This window comes from Mariniradius sediminis, assembly GCF_021491425.1.
GTDB classification, from domain to species: domain Bacteria; phylum Bacteroidota; class Bacteroidia; order Cytophagales; family Cyclobacteriaceae; genus Mariniradius; species Mariniradius saccharolyticus.
The window spans coordinates 61698-82834 of record NZ_JAKEVZ010000009.1; the positions used below are offsets into that span (position 1 = coordinate 61698).

A 21137-nucleotide genomic window follows, 5' to 3' on the forward strand; every position below is an offset into this window, starting at 1 on the left:
TTTTATACAGTCTTCAAGTTAAGAATTTTAGCGCACATTGTATGACTGCATGAAAGGTTGCCCGCCCGGTGTGAATCCCTCCAAGCGCAGCCTTCCGCTGAATTTTTCCAAAAACTTGCCGACATCCTCGGGATTTTTGGCAGGCTCGCCGTTGATGAGTGTAATGACGAAACCATTATTCAAGCCCAAATCCCTCAGGTAGCCCCGACTCATGCCGGTGATTTTGATTCCATAGGAAATGTTGAACCTATCCTTTTCGATCGTGTTTACAGATTCAAGCCTTGCACCCAACAGATCGGATGCGTAAAACTCCCGCTTCAGCACGCCTGTCCCGCCTTCGAGGTTTTGAAGCGTCAGGGTTGCGTTGCGTTCGGTTCCACCACGCTTGAAAACGACGCGTACCTTGTCGCCGGGGTAGTAGTAGGAAAGCACTTCCTCGAAACTTCCGTTGCCGGTGATGTTGATGTTTTCGATTTTGGTAATCACGTCATTGCGCTCAATCCCAGCCTTCTCGGCAGCACCTTCCCGAACCACATGGGTCACAATCACACCATCCAAAGAACCCAATTTCATTTCTTCTGCCAACTCCGGCGTAATCTCCACTACTTCGATACCGGGTATTGCCTTTTGGACTTCCCCAAACTTGATCAGGTCATTGGCAATTTTCATCGCAATGTCCACGGGCACCGCAAATCCATATCCCGTATAGGAACCCGTGCGGGAAAGGATGGCCGTATTAATGCCCACGAGTTCTCCCCTGACATTGACCAAGGCTCCGCCTGAGTTGCCGGGATTGATAGGTGCATCGGTTTGGATAAAGGACTCCAACGGAAACTCACCACCAAGAATATTGATCTGCCGCTCTTTTGCGGAAACGATGCCCGCTGTCACGGTTGAGGTCAAGTTAAAAGGATTACCCACCGCTATTACCCATTCGCCTATTTTCAGCTCTCGGCTATTGCCTAAGGTGATGGCGGGAAGGCCCTTTCCTTCAATCTTCAAAACTGCAATGTCGGTATTCTTGTCCGTCCCAACGAGCTTGGCTGGATAGGTGCGCTTTTGGTGGACCACTTCAATAACCTCCGCGCGATCGATCACGTGGTTGTTGGTAATGATATAACCATCCGCACTGATGATCACCCCCGAGCCTGTACTCACCCGCTGCGTCGGGCCGGTACCAAAGAAAAAGTCAAACATGCTGTAGCGCCTTTGGTCGGTACCCGAGAAGTTTTTGATGAACACTACCGAGGGAGTGCTCTTTTCGGAAGCTTCCACAAAGGAAATCGGTGGATTGTTAGCGGCACTTGGCCCGCTGTCATAGCGCACGTACTGTTGCCGGGCATTTTCGGGGATGTTTATTTCGCTCCCAAATACCGGCTCTTCTTTGCTCTTCAAAGAATCATAGGCCCACGCGCCGATAAGGCCTGCCACAAAGGCTACAAAAACAATTTTCAGATTATTTGCCATATTGTATCTGAACGATCCGTGAATTTTTGAGTTTAACAATTGCAGTAATGAAAATACCGATTTTCATGCCAATTGCCACGGCAATCAAAAAGACTGGAAAAGTTGAGGGAAAACCCAATGAAGCTTGTAATTTTGTCAGTTGCAATGGACGTGACACCAACACTGTCAGCTTGCAATTTTGTCAATCGTACCCATATTGATGTCAGGAAAAAAGCATGTAGCCATTCTCGGCTCCACAGGAAGTATTGGAAAACAAACCTTGGAAGTCATCCAAGCCCATCCGGGAAAGTTTGAAGTAGAGGTCCTGACCGCACAAAACAACGCCGAACTTCTCATCGAGCAAGCCCTGCAGTTCCAGCCCAACTGTGTCGTTATCGGCAATGAAGCCCTGTATGCTACCGTAAAGGATGCATTGTCGGGGCAAGACATCAAGGTGTACGCGGGTGAAAAAGCCCTGGCAGACGTGGTGACCATGGACACGGTCGATATCGTCCTGACCGCTTTGGTGGGATATTCGGGCCTGATTCCGACGCTGAAGGCGGTAGACGCAGGCAAACCCATCGCCCTTGCCAACAAGGAAACCTTGGTGGTAGCAGGCGAGTTGGTGACGCAATTGGCCAGCGAAAAAGGTGTCAACATCTATCCTGTGGATTCGGAGCATTCGGCGATATTCCAGTGTCTTGTTGGAGAATTCCACAATCCCATCGAAAAAATCATCCTGACAGCTTCAGGAGGACCCTTCCGGGGAAAAGACCGGGAGTATCTCAAGACTGTCACCAAAGCCCAAGCGCTCAAGCATCCCAATTGGGATATGGGTGCGAAAATCACGATAGATTCCGCTTCCTTGATGAACAAGGGCTTGGAAGTCATAGAAGCCAAGTGGCTTTTCGGATTAGATGCCAATCAAATAGAGGTGGTGGTTCATCCCCAGTCGATTATCCATTCTTTGATACAATTTGAAGATGGGAGCATAAAAGCACAACTTGGGCTGCCCGATATGCGTATTCCCATTCAGTTTGCCCTGAGCTATCCGGAAAGGCTCAAGGCGGATTTCCCCAGGTTTGATTTCACCAATTATCCAAACCTGACATTTGAAAAGCCCGACATGACAACCTTCCGAAACCTAGGCCTTGCCTTTGCTGCTTTGGAAAAGGGGGGAAATGCTCCCTGTGTACTCAATGCAGCAAATGAGATAGCCGTGGCCTCGTTTTTGAGGGATGAGATCGGATTTTTGGAAATGTCGGATTTGATAGAGCAGACGCTCGAGAAAGTGGATTTTGTCGCGCACCCCAGTTTGGAAGATTATGTGCAGACGGACCGAATAGCTAGAAAATTAACAGAAGAATCAATCAAGAGTAAAGTATAATGGAAACATTGATCATGGTGGCCCAGCTGATTCTGGGATTGTCGATACTGGTAGGATTGCACGAATTGGGGCACCTCTTGACGGCCAAAATGTTTGGGATGCGGGTGGAGAAGTTTTCCATAGGATTCCCTCCAAAAATCATCGGCTTCAAATGGGGCGAAACGGAATATTCTATCGGTGCGGTTCCTTTGGGTGGTTTCGTGAAAATCTCCGGCATGGTGGACGAATCCATGGATACTGAGCAGCTATCTTCCGAACCGCAACCTTGGGAATTCCGCTCCAAGCCGGCCTGGCAGCGACTCATCGTCATGCTTGGCGGTATCATCGTCAATGTCATTACGGGTGTCCTGATTTTTGTGGCTTTGGTGTACCAAAGGGGTGAAACCTATTTTTCAAGAGACCAAGTCGTAGAAAATGGCATCGTAGCTTATGACATTGCCAAAGGCATCGGCTTTCAAACTGGCGACAAAGTCCTTGACATCAACGGCCAGCCCTATGTGAGCCTTTCCGACCTCAGCAGTGGGGAAGCATTGTTGAGTTCCGGAGGATTCTACACCGTGGAGCGCAATGGGGAAACCATCCAAATTGAAATCCCAAGGGGTTTTATCAATTCCTTCTCCAACGAGGAAAGTATGGGCAATTTCCTCAGCATCCGCTTTCCATTCACAGTTGGTGAAGTGAGCAAAGACGGCGCAGCTGCAAAAGTGGGACTGCAGGTCGGGGACAAAATCGTCGCAGTCAACGGACAGCCGATTCAATATTTCGATGAGCTTCAGGGCGCATTGGCAGCGACCAAGGGCAAAGAAGCGGCCATCCTGATCGAAAGGGAAGGACAAAAACTAGAGAAAATGACACCTGTCTCCGCGGAAGGCACTATCGGCATCCAAGCCAATTCACTATTAGAGCCAGTCGTCAGAAAATACTCCATCGGAGAATCCATCAGCAAGGGGACGGCAAAAGCCTTTGGCGTCGTCATAGTCAACGCCAAGGCACTCGGCAAGATGTTTACCGGAGAAGTTTCCGCCAAAAATGTAAGCGGACCGATCGGCATGGCAAAAATCTATGGCTCCAAATGGGATTGGGTGAAGTTCTGGAGTATCACAGGCTTGATTTCCATGATCTTGGCCTTTATGAACCTGTTGCCGATCCCGGCATTGGACGGTGGACACGTGATGTTCCTCCTGTATGAGATGATTTCCGGACAGGCACCTTCCGACAAGTTCCTCGAGAATGCCCAGAAAGTAGGCATGGTCTTGTTGCTGGCCTTGATGGTATTTGCCATCGGAAATGATATCCTGAAGCTTTTTACAGGGGCATAATTCCTACATTACAATAGATATTCAGCAAAAGGGGTGGGATTCGTTCCACCCCTTTTGCTTTGTTGGCTAAAAAGGGTTGGCTGTAATTCCGAAACACAAACAAATAGCTACCCGGAAAAGGCTAGCTTATTAGGCCTTTTTTCTCTTTTAAACAACCGAGTAATTATGCCCAAGGAACTACCAGAAATACGGAGTTAACACGGAGTTAAGGCGGAATTGGTACGGACTAAGTACGGAGTTGGTACGGGTAGTGATAGGGACACGGTGGGAACACTGTGCCGACACGGTGCCGACATGGTAGGGAGGCGGTGGGACTGATATCGGGTGGTGGTTGGGTGGGAATCGGAATCAATATCTTGTCTATAGATTTCGATGCCGCATCTTTTCTAATTGTTGTACCTCTCATGGTACACCCCTAGTACCTGCCTCGTACACCGTTCGTACACTTTCCGACAAAAACCAAGAAATCAGATAATTCCCCCAACTCATCTTTTCATCTCGATTTTGATTGCCGAGAACCTATTATGGTGTCCGCACTTCGAATAAACAATTATTTCACACCCCTTATTTTTTAATATTGCAAATTTCGGTATCATTGGGGAAGGTTTTAGTATTCGTATCACCCATGGACTCAAATCGATATTTCGCAAGTTTGCTCCTGCTGTCACTCCTGATACTTTTATCCATATCCTCATATGGACAGAATGGCGACTTTGTTGTTTTGCCTTCGCAGGAAAAGGTATATGGTTCAATGGTGAATACCTTCGATTTTACCAATGCAAAATCGGTCAATTTCAGGAATTCTTCAGACCAGGCGGTGAACCAGTACATGCCGTCTGATCTCATAGCCTTTGGACTTGACAATGGGAGATACTTTAAATCTATCCACTTGCCTGAGGAGAATGAAAAGGTTTTTGTTCAAGTCATCCTTTCGGGGAAAAAAAGCCTATACAAATACAAGAAAGTATTCTACATTGATGACGACGGCAAGCTTGTTAAACTTAACAGTAGTTACAGTCAGTCGTTGGGCGCCGAAAGCAATACACAAAGGAGCAATTTTAAACCTTTTGTCAATACGCTTAACCTTATCTTGGCGGGTAATTGCGGCAATTCGCTTGTTGTGACGGTGATGGGTGCCAAGTATACAGAAAACTCTTTGGCCGAAATACTCTCAAAGTATCATGAATGCGAAGGCCTGGAATTCATCAATCATATTCAGGAAATCCCTCTGGTTAGGATTTCGCCAATGGCTACGGCAGGATTGGCTTTCCTAAACCAGGATTATTATCCGATCAATGCGAGTAAAGTGATGGTTTTTGATAGGAACTCATTCCCCGTATTTCAGGCTGGAGTAAGGTTTCACCAAATCCGGAAGCTTCCTCGACTTGCATTTGATTTGTCCGTTGCGTACATGAATAGGGACAACACGCTGAACTATCAATTCGAGAACTCTGAAGGATTGACAACCGGAACACAGGTCTATAGAAGCTCTAGCATACTCGTGCCGATGTTTGTTGACTACCAACTGTTCAAATTTGGATCCGTTGGCACCTATATTGGCTTAGGTGGAATTGTCAGAAACACGAGCTTTGAGGTTGATTATGCGATCGTAGATTACACGCTGTTCTTCAACTCGGTCACCACAGTTACCGAAGAACAGTTTTTTTTCAATGAAGACCGGGATTTCGCCCCCGCGATAAAACTTGGTGCCCATATCAATCAAGGGAAAAAGGTTGGACTGTTATCCGAACTTCAATTCGACTATCAGTCCAAAAATACGGTGAGGGTATGGCCCTATTCGGACAGTACCTACAAGCAATTTACAGTAGCGTTTTTGTTTAGCATAATCTTCTGAAATCAAATGACGGCCATCAAATACACTTCAATTATTTTATTTGTCCTTTTCCTTTCTGCTTGTGCTGAGGTAGAGCTTGCACCGAGGAAAAATCCAAGGCTAAGTGCCGCGACTGTACAAAAAATTGATCCGGTAAGTGTGCGTTTCGCCGCAAAAGTGTATGATTATGGTACACAGGAAGTTGTTGAATATGGATTTGTTTACAATGATAGGCCTACGCCTCGGGTCGGCGATGGCATAACGATCAGTCGCGCGGGAAAGCCCGATGATTTTTTCGAGCTGGAAGCAGCGCATACAATGGTCCCCGGAAGAAAATACTTGCTGGTTGCCTTCATGCGAACCACCAATGGAATCACCTACTCCGGTATTGTTGAGTTTGTTAATCAGCGATAACCCTGACCGGTGCCGCTAGGTTTCATTTGATTTGGGCGAACTACCTAGCAGCAACCAGCCAGGTTCCTGCTTGTTGATCTTCTAAAGAACATTTACCAAAGTGGAGGTCAATACAGGTCTCTCCGTTCCCTTGATCGCTTCATAAAAACAGGTGAATTTCACGGAAAAAATATTCCATCCCCTTATTTTTTAATATTGCAAATTTCGGTATCATTGAGAATACTTATGAAACCCGTTCTCAAATGATAAGACTCCCACTCTTTAGAGGATTGTGCTGCAGCTTGTTTCTGCTGATCTGCCATCCAAATTTCGCCCAAAAACAGGCCGATGACTACATCCTCAAGGCCGATGGACAAAAGGAAACGGGTGTCATTTTGGGCAGCTTTGAAAATGACCAGTACAATACCGTCCGATTCAGGTCTGCCGCTGGAGGTACGGGCACTTTTGGGCCAGGGGACATCCAAGGTTTCGGGTTCCAAAGCGGACGCAAGTTTATGGCCATAAGGCTACCTGGATCAGAGAATTTGGAATTTGTACAAGTCTTATTGACAGGAAAGCTTAGCCTATACAAGGCCAATGACAAGTTTTACGTGAACGACGGTCGAGAAATCCACGAACTGAAGGCTTTCTACGACAAGGCGACCGTCGCAGGCAGGGAGACGCGGGAACTGAAGAAACCCTATTTGGGCACGATCAACATGCTAATGGCCGGGGAATGTAGTGCAGAAATCTACGATGTACTGGCTGATACCAAATACGATGATTATTCTTTGGTCAAATTACTTTCCAAATATCACTACTGCGAAGGAATCACCTATGAACAGCACCTTCCCGAGTTGCCATTTGTGAGGATATCCCCGGTGATCTACGGCGGTGTCACTTACATGAGCATGAGCCCTGCCAGTCGTCCGGAAAACAGAAAAGATGCTTTCGAAAATCACCAGACACCAATCATGCAAATAGGCATCAAGGCCCACCAATTCCGTCGCTGGAAGCGGCTTTCCATCGACGTTTCGGTCGGCTACTCCAAGTTGGACAACACGATCATATCCGAATACACTTCAGAAAGCCAATACATGACCGCGAAGGAGGTCTTCAGCGCATCGACAATCACCATCCCCGCTTTTGTGAACTACACCTGGACGCGGGCGGGGAGCTTTGATTCCTATATCGGCATTGGTTTCAATAGCCGCTTCAGCAGTCTGGAAAGCGAGTTTGCCATGGTAGACCAAACGCTCACGCACAATGGAGTCACCACGATTTACGAGACGGAGTTTACCAGCATTAATGAAAAAATGACCACGGCTGCCGGCAAAATCGGCGTAGTCTGGAATTTTTCGAAGAAGATTGGTCTGCTTGCTGAACTGCAACTCGACTACCTGCCTGCTTTTTACCAGGTCAACCTACCGTTTAACGAAGCATCCTACAACCAAACCAATACCAGTCTATTGATCGGCCTACGTTTCTAACCATTGATGCATATGAATACCCTAAAAATATCGATTTTACTCTTGGCAGCGATTACGCTTTTCTCCTGCCAAAAAGACGAAGACGTCAAGCCTGCGACCAATCCGAGGTTCAGTGTGGCCTATGTGCAAAACATCGACGCTTCCGGCGTGGAGTTCGCGGCCAATGTGTTTGAATTTGGTTCAGAGGAGATTTTGGAATATGGGTTTGTGTTTAGCAAAACTCCAAATCCTTCAATTGAAACAGGTGACGTCGTAAAACAATCAGGTAAACCAGAAACGATTTTCAAACTTATCGCTGATTATGGAATGCGTCAAGGATCAGAATATTTCGTTGCAGCATTTGTAAGGACGAACAGGAGTCTGGTGTATTCTGAACAAATCAAATTTACCAGCAAGGGCTCGCTCGGATTCATTTTCGATGCTATTTCAGCCCCGGAAGAGGTGTATTTTGGGGATACTATCACTGTGTCGGGTAGGAACTTCAGCAGGATATCCAGTAATTACAGAGTGCAGGTAATGGGTGCCAATGCCCAGATTCTTGACCTTAGTCCAACGAGCTTTAAAATCGTCCTCCCTCCCGTTTTTGGATTCACTGAAAAACAGGCAGAACAAGGGCTTTTTGACTTCAAAATTGATATTTCCGGAAAGGAACTCTTGGTCGAATGGCCCCTGAATTTCAGAACAGCCAAATTCACTACCAACACAAGCAAAGAATTTATATGGGGAGAATCTATCAGCATCAGCGGCAGCGACCTCATGAGTGAAACGGTAAAAGTCAGATACAAGAATCCCGAGGGCAATTTTTTTGAAATACCTATTGACTTCTTCTCAAGCAATGAAATCAGATTCAAGCCAAAAGCGCCGATCGAAGAACAATCCCCGACTTTGGAGATTACGGTTAGGGGAAAAAAATACCTCTTGGAAAATGCCTTTAAATTGAAAGGCAGTGAAATCAATCCTGGACAAGGCTTCAATATCTTCAGTTCCGACCCGTTCACCATTTTCGGCCAAAACTTCAATCCGGATTTCACCAGATTGAATAAGATAACCTCGGATACGCCCGGTTTGAATTTCGAAATATTAGAATCGACCAGCGAAAAGATTACACTGAGGGTTTATCAAACAGACGATTTTTTCCTTCCAAGGACTCTCGCATTGTTTTCAAACACTTTTGGAGTGAAATCTAAAAATTCTGTTACTGTCACATTCAAGGATTTAAGCCTTCCGTTTCTCAGTTTATCAGATCATATAGAGGATTCTGAATATGTCTTGGGCTCTGCTACAGACGGGAAAAAGGGATATATAGTCACGACAAAAAAAATCGTAGAGTTCGATCCCTCTACCAAAACCTCTTCTTTGGTTTACACTTTTCCCGAACAATTTCAACTATACTGGTACTCATTTGTTGTAAGTTCTCCCAACGGAAAAATATACATTGGAGGCGATGGAAATCCTCTACAATCGCCAAGTAATGTTCCATACATCTTTGAACTGGATCCGATTTCTAAACAAGTGACGCTTTTACCATCCCATCCCTCCAATCTGGTTTACATAACTTCCGCCTACTCAACAGAACAATACCTGTATTGCGACGGGGGATGGCTCATTGAGTCTGTTAATGGTTATACCGAGAAACCAGAACGCTGGAGGTACAGCATTCTAGAGAAAAAGTGGGAGAAACTAGTATCTCCTTCGATCACATACCAAGGTCAAATTTTAAAACTCTTGGGTTTCAGGTACAAAAATCAACTTTACAGATTCGGCTATTCGCCCGAAAACTTCATACCATCCCTTTTCCGTTTTGATCCTCAAACAGAAGATTGGGAGAAATTGGCCGTATTCGAAAATCTAGAAAATCTCCAAGCAAGCCATGTTCCAGTCATTGGCAATAAGGCCTACTTTCAATCAAACTCAGTTATAGCTGAAGTAAACTTAGATGATTACTCAGTGAAGATGCTAAACTCGGAAAATGGTAGACAAGCCCTCGTTAATTTTCCAATTGTTATCGGAAACACGATTTTCTCGACTTCATTTAACAGGGTGTACGAAGCCGATCCTGCCTATTTCAAATTTGACTGACCTGCCAATTTGTACCACCCATTCTCCTTGGCATATTCATTGAAATTATTGGAAGAACCTTCATAAATTGGGGGTTCTTCGCTGTTTTATTATTTCATGACAGCTTATCTGTCATATTGTCCTTATGATGCAATTCAAAAACCAGTTATATCAAACCATGATGGGAGGCGACTATGCGGGAGAGGGTGACCTCATCCAGCTGATTACCGATGACGAAGAGGAAACCCAGCAGCAGCCGGACCATTTCGCCACGGACATCCCGATTCTTTCGGTCCGCAACACCGTGCTCTTCCCGGGTGTGGTGATCCCGATTACCGTGGGCAGGCAGCGCTCCATCAAATTGGTCAAAAAAGCCCAAAAAGGCGATAAGATGATCGGCGTCTGCGCCCAAATCAATCCCCAAAACGACGACCCGGCTTGGGAGGATATCTACCATGTGGGCACTTTGGCCAAGATCATCAAGATGATTGTCTTGCCCGACGGGAATACGACGATCATTATCCAAGGAAAAAAACGGTTCAAGATCACTGAAACCCTGACCGAGGATCCCTACTTTACTGCGCGGGTGGAATACTTGGATGAAAACTTCCCCAAAAACAGCCGAAAGATCAAGGCGCTAGAGGAATCCCTCAAGGAGTCCGCCGCCAAAATCCTGCACCTCAATCCCGAAATTCCCCGCGAGGCACAAGTCGCACTTGACAATATCGACAATACGGCCTTTCTCACACATTTCCTTTCATCCAATATCAATGCACCGGTGGAAGCGAAGCAGCGCTTGCTGGAGATCAACGATGGTTTGGAGCGGGCCACCTTGCTTTTGGAATTCATGATGAAGGATATCCAAATGCTGGAAATCAAGAGCGAGATCCAAAAGAAAGTCCATACCGATATCGATCAGCAGCAGCGCGATTATTTCCTCCGCCAGCAGATGAAAGTCCTCCAAACCGAACTGGGTGAAGAAGGACCGGAAAAAGAGGTCGAAGAACTGCGCGCCAAAGGAGCCCTAAAAAAGTGGCCCAAAGAAGTGGCACTGCATTTTGAAAAAGAACTCAATAAAATCCTCCGCATCAATCCATCCGCGGCGGAATATCCCATTGCACTCAACTATGCCGAGACACTTGTGGAGTTGCCGTGGAATGAATACACAGAGGACAATTTTGACCTCAAGCGGGCGAAGGCCATCCTGGACCGCGACCATTCCGGCCTTGTGAAAGTGAAGGAAAGGATCATCGAATACCTCGCCGTTCTCAAACTCAAAAAAGACCTTAAAGGTCCAATCCTTTGTCTATATGGACCTCCGGGAGTCGGAAAGACCTCTTTGGGAAAATCCATTGCTACCGCTTTGGGCAGGAAATATGTACGTATGTCACTAGGTGGCGTGCACGATGAGGCCGAAATCCGCGGCCACCGCAAGACCTATGTCGGCGCCATGCCCGGCAAGATTATCCAAAACATGAAGAAGGTGAAGTCTTCCAATCCCGTGTATGTATTGGATGAAATCGACAAGCTGAGTTCCGATTTCCGTGGCGACCCTTCCTCTGCTTTCTTGGAAGTACTCGACCCGGAGCAAAACAGCAGCTTCGTGGACAACTACCTGGAGGTGGAGTATGACCTTTCCAAGGTGCTGTTTATCGCCACTGCCAATTCGCTCGATACGATCCAACCCGCCTTGCGGGACAGGATGGAAATCATCGAAGTGACCGGCTATACGATGGAAGAGAAATTGGAGATTGCCAAAAAGCATCTCGTCCCCAAGCAACGAAAAGAACACGGCCTCAAAGCCACGGACATAAGCTTCGACAAAGCCGCATTGGTCAAGATCATCGAAGACTATACCCGTGAGTCCGGCGTAAGGACCCTTGAAAGGGCGATCGGAAAAGTAATTCGAAACATCGCCAAGTCGATTGCCATGGAGGAAGAATACGCCAAGAAAGTGACCGTCGAAATGGTGCGGAAAATCCTTGGTGGAGAAATATTCGACAAGGAAATCTACCAGGACAATTCGATTCCCGGCGTGGTGACAGGCCTTGCTTGGACCTCTGTGGGCGGGGAAATCCTCTTCGTGGAAGCATCACTCAGCAAAGGCAAAGGAAAACTAACGCTCTCCGGACAATTGGGAGATGTGATGAAGGAATCCGCCATGACGGCCCTCTCTTACCTCAAGACCAAGTCAGACAAATTGGGGATCGACTACCGGGTGTTTGACCATTATGACTTGCATATCCACGTCCCTGCCGGAGCGGTCCCTAAAGACGGCCCCTCTGCGGGAATTACCATGCTGACGGCAATGGCCTCGGCATTTACCCAGCGAAAGGTGAAGGCAAAATTGGCGATGACTGGGGAGATTACACTCCGTGGAAAAGTTATGCCGGTCGGAGGAATCAAAGAAAAAATCCTCGCCGCCAAACGTGCAGGCATCAAGGAAATCATCCTTTGCAAAAACAACCACCGGGACATCGAAGAAATCGACACCGAGTATATCAAGGGACTCAACTTCCACTTTGTCGACAAGGTAGAGGAAGTGTTGGCACTCGCCCTGCTCAAAACAAAAGTGGACGAACCGATGCAGTTTACCTTTCCGAAGGAGCATGGAAAGAAAGCTTAACAGGGCTTAGCCGAGCTATACCAACCATTAAAAAAGGGAACTCCGAAAAGGATATCCCGACACTACAAGATGAGAAACGAATTTCATGACTTGACTCCACGACAGATCGTCGCAGAGCTAGACAAATACATCATCGGCCAACACGATGCCAAACGCAACGTGGCCATTGCCCTGCGCAACAGAATCCGGCGGATGAATGTAAAGGGCGACATCCAAAAGGATATCGTCCCCAACAACATCCTGATGATTGGCTCGACGGGTGTCGGTAAGACGGAGATCGCAAGGCGCTTGGCAAAGATTGCCAATGCCCCCTTCACCAAAGTGGAAGCGTCCAAATTCACCGAAGTCGGCTATGTGGGCCGGGATGTCGAGAGCATGGTCCGCGACCTCGTCGAACAATCCGTCCATTTGGTAAGGGAAAAGAAGAATGAGGCTGTAAAAGAGAAGGCTGCTGAAGCGGTAGAAGAAGTTATTTTGGACATCCTGATCCCGCCTGTCAAAAGTCCGGGTTTTGCCAGACCAATTTCCGGAAACACGATTGAAATCGGGACAGAACCTAGTTCCGATGATGAATTGAATGAGCGAACAAGGGATCTTTTCAGGGAGAAACTGAAAAGGGGTGAACTCGACGACAGAAAGATCGAAATCAGCGTGAAGCAAAGTCCCCCCGTGGGAATCGGCATGATCGGAAACGGCATGATGGACGACGCAAGTATCGCCGGCCTTCAGGACATGATCAGCGGCATGATGCCCAAAAAGACCAAAAAGCGTAAAGTCAGCATCTCTGAGGCCAGAAAAATCCTCATGGAGGAAGAAGCCTCCAAGCTGATTGATTTTGACGAAGTCAAGGAAGAAGCATTGAAACTCGCGGAAAACAATGGCATCATCTTTATTGACGAGATTGACAAAATTGCCTCCAAAAGCGGCAAATCCGGCGGGGGCCCCGACGTCAGCCGGGAAGGTGTGCAACGAGACCTGCTTCCCATCGTAGAAGGCAGCGCCGTCAATACAAAATATGGAGTCGTCAATACCGATCACGTACTGTTCATCGCGGCAGGAGCTTTTCACGTAAGTAAGCCTTCCGACCTGATACCTGAGTTGCAGGGACGTTTTCCGATCCGGGTGGAGCTCAACAGCCTCACGGAGGAGGATTTTTACCGCATCCTGAAAGAACCAAAAAACGCACTAACCAAACAGTACCAAGCCCTATTCGAGTCGGAAGAAGTGTACTTGGATTTCAACGACGAAGCCATCAGGGAAATCGCAAAATTGGCATTCCAGATCAACGAACAAGTGGAAAACATTGGGGCCAGGCGTTTGCACACGGTGATGAGCCATTTGTTGAACGACTTCCTTTTCGAAGTTCCCGACACGATTGAGGCAAATTCGAAGATCATGATCACCAAGGAAATGGTACAGGAACGCTTGAGTTCCTTGGTCAAAAACAGGGATCTTTCGCAGTACATCCTTTAAGCAAAAATCCATCCTGGGCGAAAAGTTCAGGATGGCTTTTTTTAACCTATTCGAATAAAAATCAAATGCGGAGCGAACAACTCTATATCATAACCGGCAGTAGCAAAGGAATCGGTTTGGGTTTGGTCAAGCATTTGATCCAAAATCCTTGCATTCGGGTGATCGGGATTTCGAGAACGAAGACCGCGATCGAGCACCCTAACTTCACAGAGATCGCATGTGACTTGTCAGATTTAAATTCAATCCCAGCAATCTTAGATCGGATATTCCCCGCCGGGACTTTTTCGAGGATTGTCTTAGTCAACAATGCCGGGACGCTTGGTGAAATCGGCTATGTCGGCGCGCTTTCATCCAAAAACATAGCAGAGATTTTTTCCATCAATACCATAGCTCCCGCAATTTTGATGAATGCCTTTGTGTCGAAGTATGCATCGTATCGCCATGCCGAAAGGGTGATCATCAACATCAGTTCAGGTGCAGCGACCAAGGCCATCGACGGGTGGGCGATGTATTCCGCTTCGAAGGCCGCCATCAACTCCATGAGCCAAACTGCCCAAAAAGAAGCAGAGTTGAAGGAAACAGGTGTCCGGGTTTTTGCCTTGGCGCCCGGAGTCGTCGATACGGACATGCAGAAAACAATCCGGCAGTCCGAGGAGGAATCATTTTCCCAATTAAAAAGGTTTCGCAAACTGAAGGAGGACAATGCGCTCAGCACGTCGACTGAAGTCGCAGAAAAAATCCTTTACCTACTCGATAATATGGCGGATTTCCCGGAAGTAATCCAGGATGTACGCAATTTCTAAGTTCCAGGGCAAAATCCAATCAGCTCTTTTTGGGGTAGTCAAAAAACCAGACTTTCGCATTTTTGCTTGCAACATCCTCCCATTTTTTGACATCAAACTTGAACGCGAACTGACCTGAGGTCGGCAGGTTGTCAATATCCCCACCCAACTTGGATATTAGATCATTTAGTCCCGGGTTGTGACCAAAAATGAACAAGGTCTTGACCTCATCATCGGTCTTCTTAATCTCTGCCAAAAGGCTTGCAGCGGATGCGAGGTAAAGCCCATGTTTAAAAACAATATCTTGTTTGGGAAAATCCAACACTTCTGCAGTGATCAATGCGGTCGCTTTTGCCCGTTCGGCATCAGAGGACAAAATCGCATCCGGGTAGATCTTTTCCTTCCTGAGGCGTTGCGCCATCTTAGGTGCATCCTTCAATCCACGCTCAGCAAGTGGCCTAGCGTGGTCGTTTAGAAAAGGATCGTCCCAAGAGGATTTTGCGTGTCTGACTATCACAAGCTTTTTCATATCTCCAATTTAGCAAAATATATTTTTGTTTTTCCAACCAGTATATTTACATTTAAAGTACATTTAACCACATAATTCTAATATTTATCATGCTTACCGGAACAGTAAAATTCTACAACGACGCCAAAGGATTCGGCTTTATCGTTGATGACGAGTCTCAAAACGACGTATTTGTACACGCAACAGGTTTGGTGGACAAAGTGGCCCAGAATGACAAAGTAACTTATGACGTAAAGGATGGAAAGAAAGGTCTCAATGCCATCAATGTGAAAAAAGTGAAATAAAATAGTCTATTCTTAGCGCAAAAAAAAGCCTTATCCCGACGGATAAGGCTTTTTGATTTTATGCACTGCTAGGAGATATCTTCTGTATCCGGGCTTTTTCGTATACGGAAATCGCCTCGAACTTCTCGTCTATATCGCTGCCTATCAGGTATTCGTTGATCAATTCCCTGAGCTCTTGGAAGGAGAGGTTGTGCAGGATTTTGCCATTTTTTGCCAAAGAAACCTGTCCCGTTTCCTCTGAAATGATCAAAACCAAGGCATCGGTCGCCTCTGACATACCGATACCTGCGCGGTGGCGCAGCCCAAACTGTGCGGGGACTTCCCTTTCCGTCACCGGCAGAATACACCTTGCCGCCTTGACTTTGCCATTGTAAATGATCACCGCGCCATCATGGAGGGGGCTATACTTATTGAAAATGGAAACCAACAACCTTTTTGAGATTTGTGCTTCCAAGATATCGCCACTTTCTGCATAAAACTTCAGCTCGGTATTTCTAGAAATAACCATCAATGCGCCGGTATTTGTACCGGAAAGGCTCTTGGATGCCTCAATGATGGGATTGATGTTAAAAGCATTGCTGTCACGCTTTTTCCAGAAAAGCAATTCTTGGAGGATGTTTTCATTGGACAAGAAGGATGACCTACCGATCAGGAGTAGGAATTTCCTGATTTCCGGCGCAAAGATAATCAGTGCCGCAATCACACCTACGCCCATAAATTGTCCCAATATAATGGAAAGCAATTCCATCCTTAGGGCACTGACCATGAGGTACATCAGATATATCGACAGGAACCCTAGAAAAATCTTGATCGCCACGCTACCTCGGAGAAGTTTGTACACTTGGTACAATAGGATACTCACCAGCGTGATATCGATGATATTCACGACGGATACTTCCAAAAATCCGATCTTAAAAAGAAGCGTCAAGGATAAAGCTGTTTATATAATTCGATTGTTTCTTTAGCTGCTTTCACGTCATGGACCCTCAAAATGTTGGCCCCGTGGAGGAGAGAAAACATGTGAAGGGCGGTGGTCCCATTGAGGGCTTCTTCGGGTTTGATCTCCAGTTTTTTGTAAATCATGGACTTTCTTGACAATCCAACCAGCAAAATGCACTCAATTGTTTTAAAATACGCCAAATTTCTGAGTATCTCATAATTTTGCTCCAAAGTTTTGGCAAAACCAAACCCTGGATCGATTATTACATCTTTGATGCCAAATTTCCGACATTCTTCCAGCTTTCTCGAAAAAAAATAACAAATCTCCTTCGTAACCTCAGTGTAGTTTGCCATGGCCTGCATGGTCTGCGGTGAGCCTTTCATGTGCATGGCAATGTAGGGGGTACCAAGCATCCCGACCGTTTCAAGCATGTTTGGATCCAAATCGCCGGCTGAAATATCATTGACAATATCCGCCCCAGCTTCCACTGCCGCTTTGGCTACAGAAGCGCGGAAAGTATCAATGGAAATCAAGGTCTCGGGAAACCGTTTTTTGATAGCCTTAATGTAGGGTACCGTCCTCGAGATCTCTTCTTCCGGCGACACTTCTGCAGCACCGGGACGACTCGAATAGCCGCCGATATCCAAGATCTCTGCCCCTTCCTCAACCATCCGTTCGGCAATCCTGAGCACTCCATCCATGGTCAGCTCAACCCGACTATCGACAAAGAAAGAATCTGGTGTCATGTTCATGATTCCCATTACCCATGGCCTGTCAACTAGGTACAGCTTTCCTTTGATTTGGAGTGTTATATTTGTGGGAAAAAACATATCTTCGGAGGGCCTTGACGGTCTATTTCAAAACCCATCAAAACGATTGAAGCATTGAAAACGCAAACAGCGAGCGAATATAGTCAAGTTATCTCCCATTGTAAAGAACTCTTTAAGAAGAAAACCCTCGACTACGGTACGGCTTGGCGAATATTCAGACTTCCCTCCATTACCGACCAGATTTTTATCAAGGCACAGCGGATTCGCTCTATTCAGGAAAAAGGTGCCCAAAAAGTCGAGGATCCAATCGAAGATGATTTTGTAGGCATCATCAATTACTGCCTGATGGCATTGATGCAGATCAGTCTAAAGGATGATCCTAGAATGGAACTGCCTTACTCCGAACTGGAACCGCTTTATGACCATTGGGCAAATGCTACCAAGAGCCTTTTGGAAAACAAAAATCATGACTATGGAGAAGCTTGGCGCGATATGCGCGTATCTTCGATGACTGATATCATCCTCATGAAGCTCTATCGGGTCAAACAAATAGAGGACAATCAAGGTCGGACCTTGGTATCCGAAGGCATAGAGGCCAATTACCAGGACATGATCAACTACGCCGTCTTCTGTCTCATCAAATTAGGTTACCATGCTTAAGCAAACCATGCTCTTTATTATCCGTCTGCTAGTAGGTGGATTGTTTATCTTTTCGGGATTGATCAAAGTCAATGACCCTGTCGGTACCGCGATCAAGCTAGAGGAGTACTTTGATGTTTTTTCCAATGACATTGCCTCATTCTTCGTCCATTTTAAGGAAATCGCACTGCCGCTTGCCGTATTCTTGGTTGTGACTGAAGTTGTATTGGGTGTGATGTTGATATTGGGAGTAAGGTTGCGACTCACAGTATGGGCTTTGGGTTTGATGATCGTTTTCTTCACCTTTCTCACGTTTTATTCTGCCTATTTCAACAAAGTCACCGACTGCGGTTGCTTTGGAGATGCTATCAAATTGACGCCTTGGGAGTCTTTTACCAAAGATGTGATCCTACTCGTGTTGATTGGCATCCTGTTTCTTTTTCGCAAAGACTTGCCCAACCAACACCGTCCTTGGGCACATCGGATTGCTTTTGGGTCATTAGCTGTCTCTTTTATCATCGCCATTACCGCAATCAGAAACCTCCCTTTTATTGATTTTCGCGCCTACAAGGAAGGTGTGAATATTAACACTGCCATGCAGCCATCGGCTCCTTTGAAATATTCCTATATCATGAAAAAAGGCGAGGAGCTTCTGGAATTTGATCAATACCCTAATGACGAGAGTTTGGAGTTTGTAGAAATGAAGCTGCTCAACGAAGAGGCTTTGCCAAAGATCTCGGATTTCGCCGTTTGGAATGACGAAGGAACCTTTACGGAGCAAATTCTCCAAGGACAAAAACTCGTGATTTTGGTCACGAATATGTCCAAAATCAATACCGACCACTTGGGAAAAATCGACGAACTTCTTGCCGGGATTGCGGGGACTAGCATTGAACCTGTTTTGGTCGCTGCATCATCGATGGAGGAAATCGAGCAATTGGTCGAAAGCAGGAAATGGCAAGTGACATCCTATCAGGGCGACGCAACCGTCATCAAGACCATAATGAGATCCAATCCTGGAACAATGCTTTTGTCGGAGGGTGTCGTGATCAAGAAATACCACTATCTGAATACACCCAGCGCAGCAGAAGTGAAGGAATTATTCCCATCATGAGAACGCCTCTCAAAATAATTTTGCTGGGATTACCAGGTTCGGGCAAATCCACGTTTGGGAGACTGATCGCGCGCAAGCTCAATTTTGCATTTGTCGATCTCGATCAGGTCATTGAGACCGAAACTGGGAAAAAAATCCGGGAAATATTTCAAGAAGAGGGCGAAGGAAAGTTCAGGGAACTCGAAAGCCAATATTTGGAAAAGGTATTAAACGGCGTTGAGGGATTTGTCTTGGCAACAGGCGGTGGCACGCCCTGTTTCAATGACAACATGGATTTAATCAATCAAAAAGGAATCTCGGTCTACCTTGAAGTTTCTTTGGAGGAGATTTTCAGGAGATTGCATAAAGATGAAGGTGGAAAGCGCCCACTTTTTGCAGGACTGGATGAGGGCGAGATGATATTGAAGCTCAAAAACCTACTTGCGGAACGGGAATATTTTTATAACCAGGCAAAAATAAAACTCAGTGGAGATGACGTTTCCACTGAGCATTTGATTTCCGAGCTAATCGGGTATTTTTAGAAGTTGAAGCCTAAGGTAAGGATCCCTGTTGTAACCTGATTTCTGATTTCGGTAAATGGACCGATGTTGAATCCATCGTTGTCAATGAATGGATAGGAATTGTACAGACCATCGAACAAAGCGTAGGTCATAGCAAAATCTGTATAGAAGGTTTTGAACCTCAGTCCTAGGCCTCCTGTCACCTGTTGCATTGTCCTGTCAAATGAACTGTCTTTGAATGGGTCTCCATATAAAGCATACCCTCCCCTAATCCTCAGGATATCAAACCTGAACTCGGCACCTGCGCGATAGTTGAATGTCTGCCCGTACAGGGTTCTGATTGTTTGATTGTCCGAACTGGTATTAAAATCCCTCGAACTGAGCGTACTTCTTGAATAATCTAGGTAGTCGATGTCAGCCGTAATAAATCCAATTTTCCCCAAGAATAAAGTAGCTCCACCACTCATTCTCAGTGGCGTATTGAGATTGTACCTTCCCAATACAATTGGTGTAAAGGCTTCTTCCGTGCCTAATACCAAATCTTCCTCTTCAAAATAGAAGTTGTCATACACACTCACCATTCTGGCCTCGTATTGCTCGTCCATCGCATACCAGGTTGGAGATTGGAAGTTGAATCCAAGGTTTAAGATGCTGATGGGTTTTACAATTAGACCTAGATTGATGTTGGCGCCAAATCCATTGATACTTAGATTTTCCTGCAGATTGGTAGTAAGCAGCGGCTCATTGAAAAACTCCTCACCATACAACCTCCTGGACCGGAAAATAATTGAGCTCAAACCGACTCCGCCACCGATAAATATCTTGTTGTAGAAATTGGCCCCATAGGAGAAAGATGTCTGACTGGTACGCCCCTCGGTAGTAATCGTTTCATCTTGGAAAGGAAAGCCCTGCACGAAGGAAAAATACTCGGTTGGATTATTGATCGGGTTTCCGTTTTGGTCAACCGTGATCGGATTGATGAGGAATGTATTGTATGCCAATCCCAATAGGCCTTGGTTTTCTATCTGGGATTCAGGAATGCCCTGTGCCTGTTGGAGGAAGTAATCGATAATCGAAGTTTCTCCTTCCAGATCAGAGAAATACCCAAACTGGGTATTGTAATGGTTCATACGGTTGAAGCTTATCCCAAAGGACCCACCTCTAAACGCATCGGTGTTCAATGGCCCTTTCGTCTTGCTGAGGACAACAGCAATATTTGGCAAGGCAAAATTATTCGTTTTGTCTGTCTGTAACTGTCCCAAATACTCGGATTCGGTGTTCCATACGCCAAATGAAGGACTCACGCTGAATTCTGATCTTCTGAAAAATCCGAGCCCTGCTGGATTTGCATGGATATTGGATACATCACCCCCGAGAGACATCTGTGTTCCTCCCAGGCCCATAATCCTCGCTGAACCGGATGACCTAAACTCACTGAATCGTAAGGCGTCTTGGTAATATCCAAATTGGCCAAAAGATTCGAATATGGCTGCCAAACTCAGGCACAAGCCCAAAACGGCCTTGATTTGTACTCGCATATCGTAGGAATATTT

At 46.1% G+C, this 21137-nt stretch carries 18 protein-coding genes; 13 read left to right on the top strand and 5 right to left on the bottom strand.

Going from position 1 to position 21137, the window contains the following annotated elements; genetic code table 11:
* Positions 1-27: 27 nt before the first annotated feature.
* Positions 28-1467: a S1C family serine protease gene (locus L0U89_RS12580; protein WP_234861846.1), complete on the bottom strand. Its 1440-nt coding sequence runs from the start codon at positions 1465-1467 to the stop codon at positions 28-30.
* Positions 1468-1666: 199 nt separating this feature from the next.
* Between L0U89_RS12580 and L0U89_RS12585 the strand changes: the two genes are divergently transcribed.
* From L0U89_RS12585 to L0U89_RS12625, 9 genes are all read left to right on the top strand, one after another.
* Positions 1667-2833 (top strand): 1-deoxy-D-xylulose-5-phosphate reductoisomerase, encoded by a 1167-nt coding sequence (locus L0U89_RS12585; protein WP_234861847.1) that lies wholly within the window; start codon positions 1667-1669, stop codon positions 2831-2833.
* Positions 2833-4152, top strand: coding sequence for an RIP metalloprotease RseP (rseP, locus tag L0U89_RS12590; RefSeq protein ID WP_234861848.1), 1320 nt, complete (start codon positions 2833-2835; stop codon positions 4150-4152). The genes L0U89_RS12585 and rseP overlap by 1 nt, the downstream gene beginning before the upstream one ends.
* Before the next feature lie 625 nt (positions 4153-4777).
* Positions 4778-6007: a hypothetical protein gene (locus tag L0U89_RS12595; protein ID WP_234861849.1), complete on the top strand. Its 1230-nt coding sequence runs from the start codon at positions 4778-4780 to the stop codon at positions 6005-6007.
* A gap of 6 nt (positions 6008-6013) precedes the next feature.
* Positions 6014-6400, top strand: coding sequence for a hypothetical protein (locus tag L0U89_RS12600; RefSeq protein ID WP_234861850.1), 387 nt, complete (start codon positions 6014-6016; stop codon positions 6398-6400).
* Between the two features lie 242 nt (positions 6401-6642).
* Positions 6643-7869, top strand: coding sequence for a hypothetical protein (locus tag L0U89_RS12605; RefSeq protein WP_234861851.1), 1227 nt, complete (start codon positions 6643-6645; stop codon positions 7867-7869).
* 12 nt (positions 7870-7881) lie between these two features.
* Entirely contained in the window at positions 7882-9948 is a 2067-nt protein-coding gene (locus L0U89_RS12610) for an IPT/TIG domain-containing protein (RefSeq protein WP_234861852.1), read from the top strand.
* 124 nt (positions 9949-10072) lie between these two features.
* Positions 10073-12553, top strand: a complete 2481-nt coding sequence (gene lon / locus L0U89_RS12615; protein ID WP_234861853.1) for an endopeptidase La — start codon at positions 10073-10075, stop codon at positions 12551-12553.
* 69 nt (positions 12554-12622) lie between these two features.
* A complete protein-coding gene (gene hslU, locus L0U89_RS12620; protein WP_234861854.1) occupies positions 12623-14026 on the top strand; it encodes an ATP-dependent protease ATPase subunit HslU in 1404 nt (467 codons plus the stop codon).
* Between the two features lie 65 nt (positions 14027-14091).
* A complete protein-coding gene (locus tag L0U89_RS12625) occupies positions 14092-14829 on the top strand; it encodes an SDR family NAD(P)-dependent oxidoreductase (protein ID WP_234861855.1) in 738 nt (245 codons plus the stop codon).
* Positions 14830-14848: 19 nt separating this feature from the next.
* Here the strand turns inward: L0U89_RS12625 and L0U89_RS12630 are convergent, their stop codons facing one another.
* Entirely contained in the window at positions 14849-15337 is a 489-nt protein-coding gene (locus tag L0U89_RS12630) for a SixA phosphatase family protein (protein ID WP_234861856.1), read from the bottom strand.
* A gap of 89 nt (positions 15338-15426) precedes the next feature.
* On the opposite strand from L0U89_RS12630, the gene L0U89_RS12635 reads away from it, so the two are divergent.
* Positions 15427-15621, top strand: coding sequence for a cold-shock protein (locus L0U89_RS12635; protein ID WP_008623506.1), 195 nt, complete (start codon positions 15427-15429; stop codon positions 15619-15621).
* A 58-nt stretch (positions 15622-15679) separates the two neighbouring features.
* Here the strand turns inward: L0U89_RS12635 and cdaA are convergent, their stop codons facing one another.
* Entirely contained in the window at positions 15680-16549 is an 870-nt protein-coding gene (cdaA, locus tag L0U89_RS12640; protein ID WP_008623507.1) for a diadenylate cyclase CdaA, read from the bottom strand.
* Positions 16546-17391, bottom strand: a complete 846-nt coding sequence (gene folP, locus L0U89_RS12645; protein WP_234861857.1) for a dihydropteroate synthase — start codon at positions 17389-17391, stop codon at positions 16546-16548. Before folP ends, cdaA begins: the two co-directional genes overlap by 4 nt.
* Positions 17392-17445: 54 nt before the next feature.
* On the opposite strand from folP, the gene L0U89_RS12650 reads away from it, so the two are divergent.
* The 3 genes from L0U89_RS12650 to L0U89_RS12660 are packed head-to-tail and all read left to right on the top strand — an operon-like array spanning position 17446 to position 19605.
* A complete protein-coding gene (locus L0U89_RS12650) occupies positions 17446-17991 on the top strand; it encodes a DUF1599 domain-containing protein (protein WP_234861858.1) in 546 nt (181 codons plus the stop codon).
* On the top strand, positions 17984-19084 hold the full coding sequence (locus tag L0U89_RS12655; RefSeq protein ID WP_234861859.1) for a BT_3928 family protein: 1101 nt from the start codon (positions 17984-17986) through the stop codon (positions 19082-19084). Before L0U89_RS12650 ends, L0U89_RS12655 begins: the two co-directional genes overlap by 8 nt.
* Positions 19081-19605, top strand: coding sequence for a shikimate kinase (locus L0U89_RS12660; protein ID WP_234861860.1), 525 nt, complete (start codon positions 19081-19083; stop codon positions 19603-19605). The genes L0U89_RS12655 and L0U89_RS12660 overlap by 4 nt, the downstream gene beginning before the upstream one ends.
* Here the strand turns inward: L0U89_RS12660 and L0U89_RS12665 are convergent.
* Entirely contained in the window at positions 19602-21122 is a 1521-nt protein-coding gene (locus tag L0U89_RS12665; RefSeq protein ID WP_234861861.1) for an OmpP1/FadL family transporter, read from the bottom strand. The two genes, L0U89_RS12660 and L0U89_RS12665, sit on opposite strands and share 4 nt — an antisense overlap.
* Positions 21123-21137 lie beyond the last annotated feature (15 nt).

What these genes read in the sequence shown, in the direction of transcription:
- L0U89_RS12635 (WP_008623506.1), top strand. Translation starts at nt 15,427, where the DNA reads ATGCTTACCGGAACAGTAAAATTCTACAACGACGCCAAAGGATTCGGC.
- L0U89_RS12630 (WP_234861856.1), bottom strand. Translation starts at nt 15,337, where the DNA reads ATGAAAAAGCTTGTGATAGTCAGACACGCAAAATCCTCTTGGGACGAT.
- L0U89_RS12655 (WP_234861859.1), top strand. Translation starts at nt 17,984, where the DNA reads ATGCTTAAGCAAACCATGCTCTTTATTATCCGTCTGCTAGTAGGTGGA.
- L0U89_RS12665 (WP_234861861.1), bottom strand. Translation starts at nt 21,122, where the DNA reads ATGCGAGTACAAATCAAGGCCGTTTTGGGCTTGTGCCTGAGTTTGGCA.
- hslU (WP_234861854.1), top strand. Translation starts at nt 12,623, where the DNA reads ATGAGAAACGAATTTCATGACTTGACTCCACGACAGATCGTCGCAGAG.
- L0U89_RS12610 (WP_234861852.1), top strand. Translation starts at nt 7,882, where the DNA reads ATGAATACCCTAAAAATATCGATTTTACTCTTGGCAGCGATTACGCTT.
- L0U89_RS12580 (WP_234861846.1), bottom strand. Translation starts at nt 1,467, where the DNA reads ATGGCAAATAATCTGAAAATTGTTTTTGTAGCCTTTGTGGCAGGCCTT.
- L0U89_RS12585 (WP_234861847.1), top strand. Translation starts at nt 1,667, where the DNA reads ATGTCAGGAAAAAAGCATGTAGCCATTCTCGGCTCCACAGGAAGTATT.
- L0U89_RS12605 (WP_234861851.1), top strand. Translation starts at nt 6,643, where the DNA reads ATGATAAGACTCCCACTCTTTAGAGGATTGTGCTGCAGCTTGTTTCTG.
- L0U89_RS12600 (WP_234861850.1), top strand. Translation starts at nt 6,014, where the DNA reads ATGACGGCCATCAAATACACTTCAATTATTTTATTTGTCCTTTTCCTT.
- L0U89_RS12595 (WP_234861849.1), top strand. Translation starts at nt 4,778, where the DNA reads ATGGACTCAAATCGATATTTCGCAAGTTTGCTCCTGCTGTCACTCCTG.
- rseP (WP_234861848.1), top strand. Translation starts at nt 2,833, where the DNA reads ATGGAAACATTGATCATGGTGGCCCAGCTGATTCTGGGATTGTCGATA.
- L0U89_RS12625 (WP_234861855.1), top strand. Translation starts at nt 14,092, where the DNA reads ATGCGGAGCGAACAACTCTATATCATAACCGGCAGTAGCAAAGGAATC.
- lon (WP_234861853.1), top strand. Translation starts at nt 10,073, where the DNA reads ATGATGCAATTCAAAAACCAGTTATATCAAACCATGATGGGAGGCGAC.
- L0U89_RS12660 (WP_234861860.1), top strand. Translation starts at nt 19,081, where the DNA reads ATGAGAACGCCTCTCAAAATAATTTTGCTGGGATTACCAGGTTCGGGC.
- folP (WP_234861857.1), bottom strand. Translation starts at nt 17,391, where the DNA reads ATGTTTTTTCCCACAAATATAACACTCCAAATCAAAGGAAAGCTGTAC.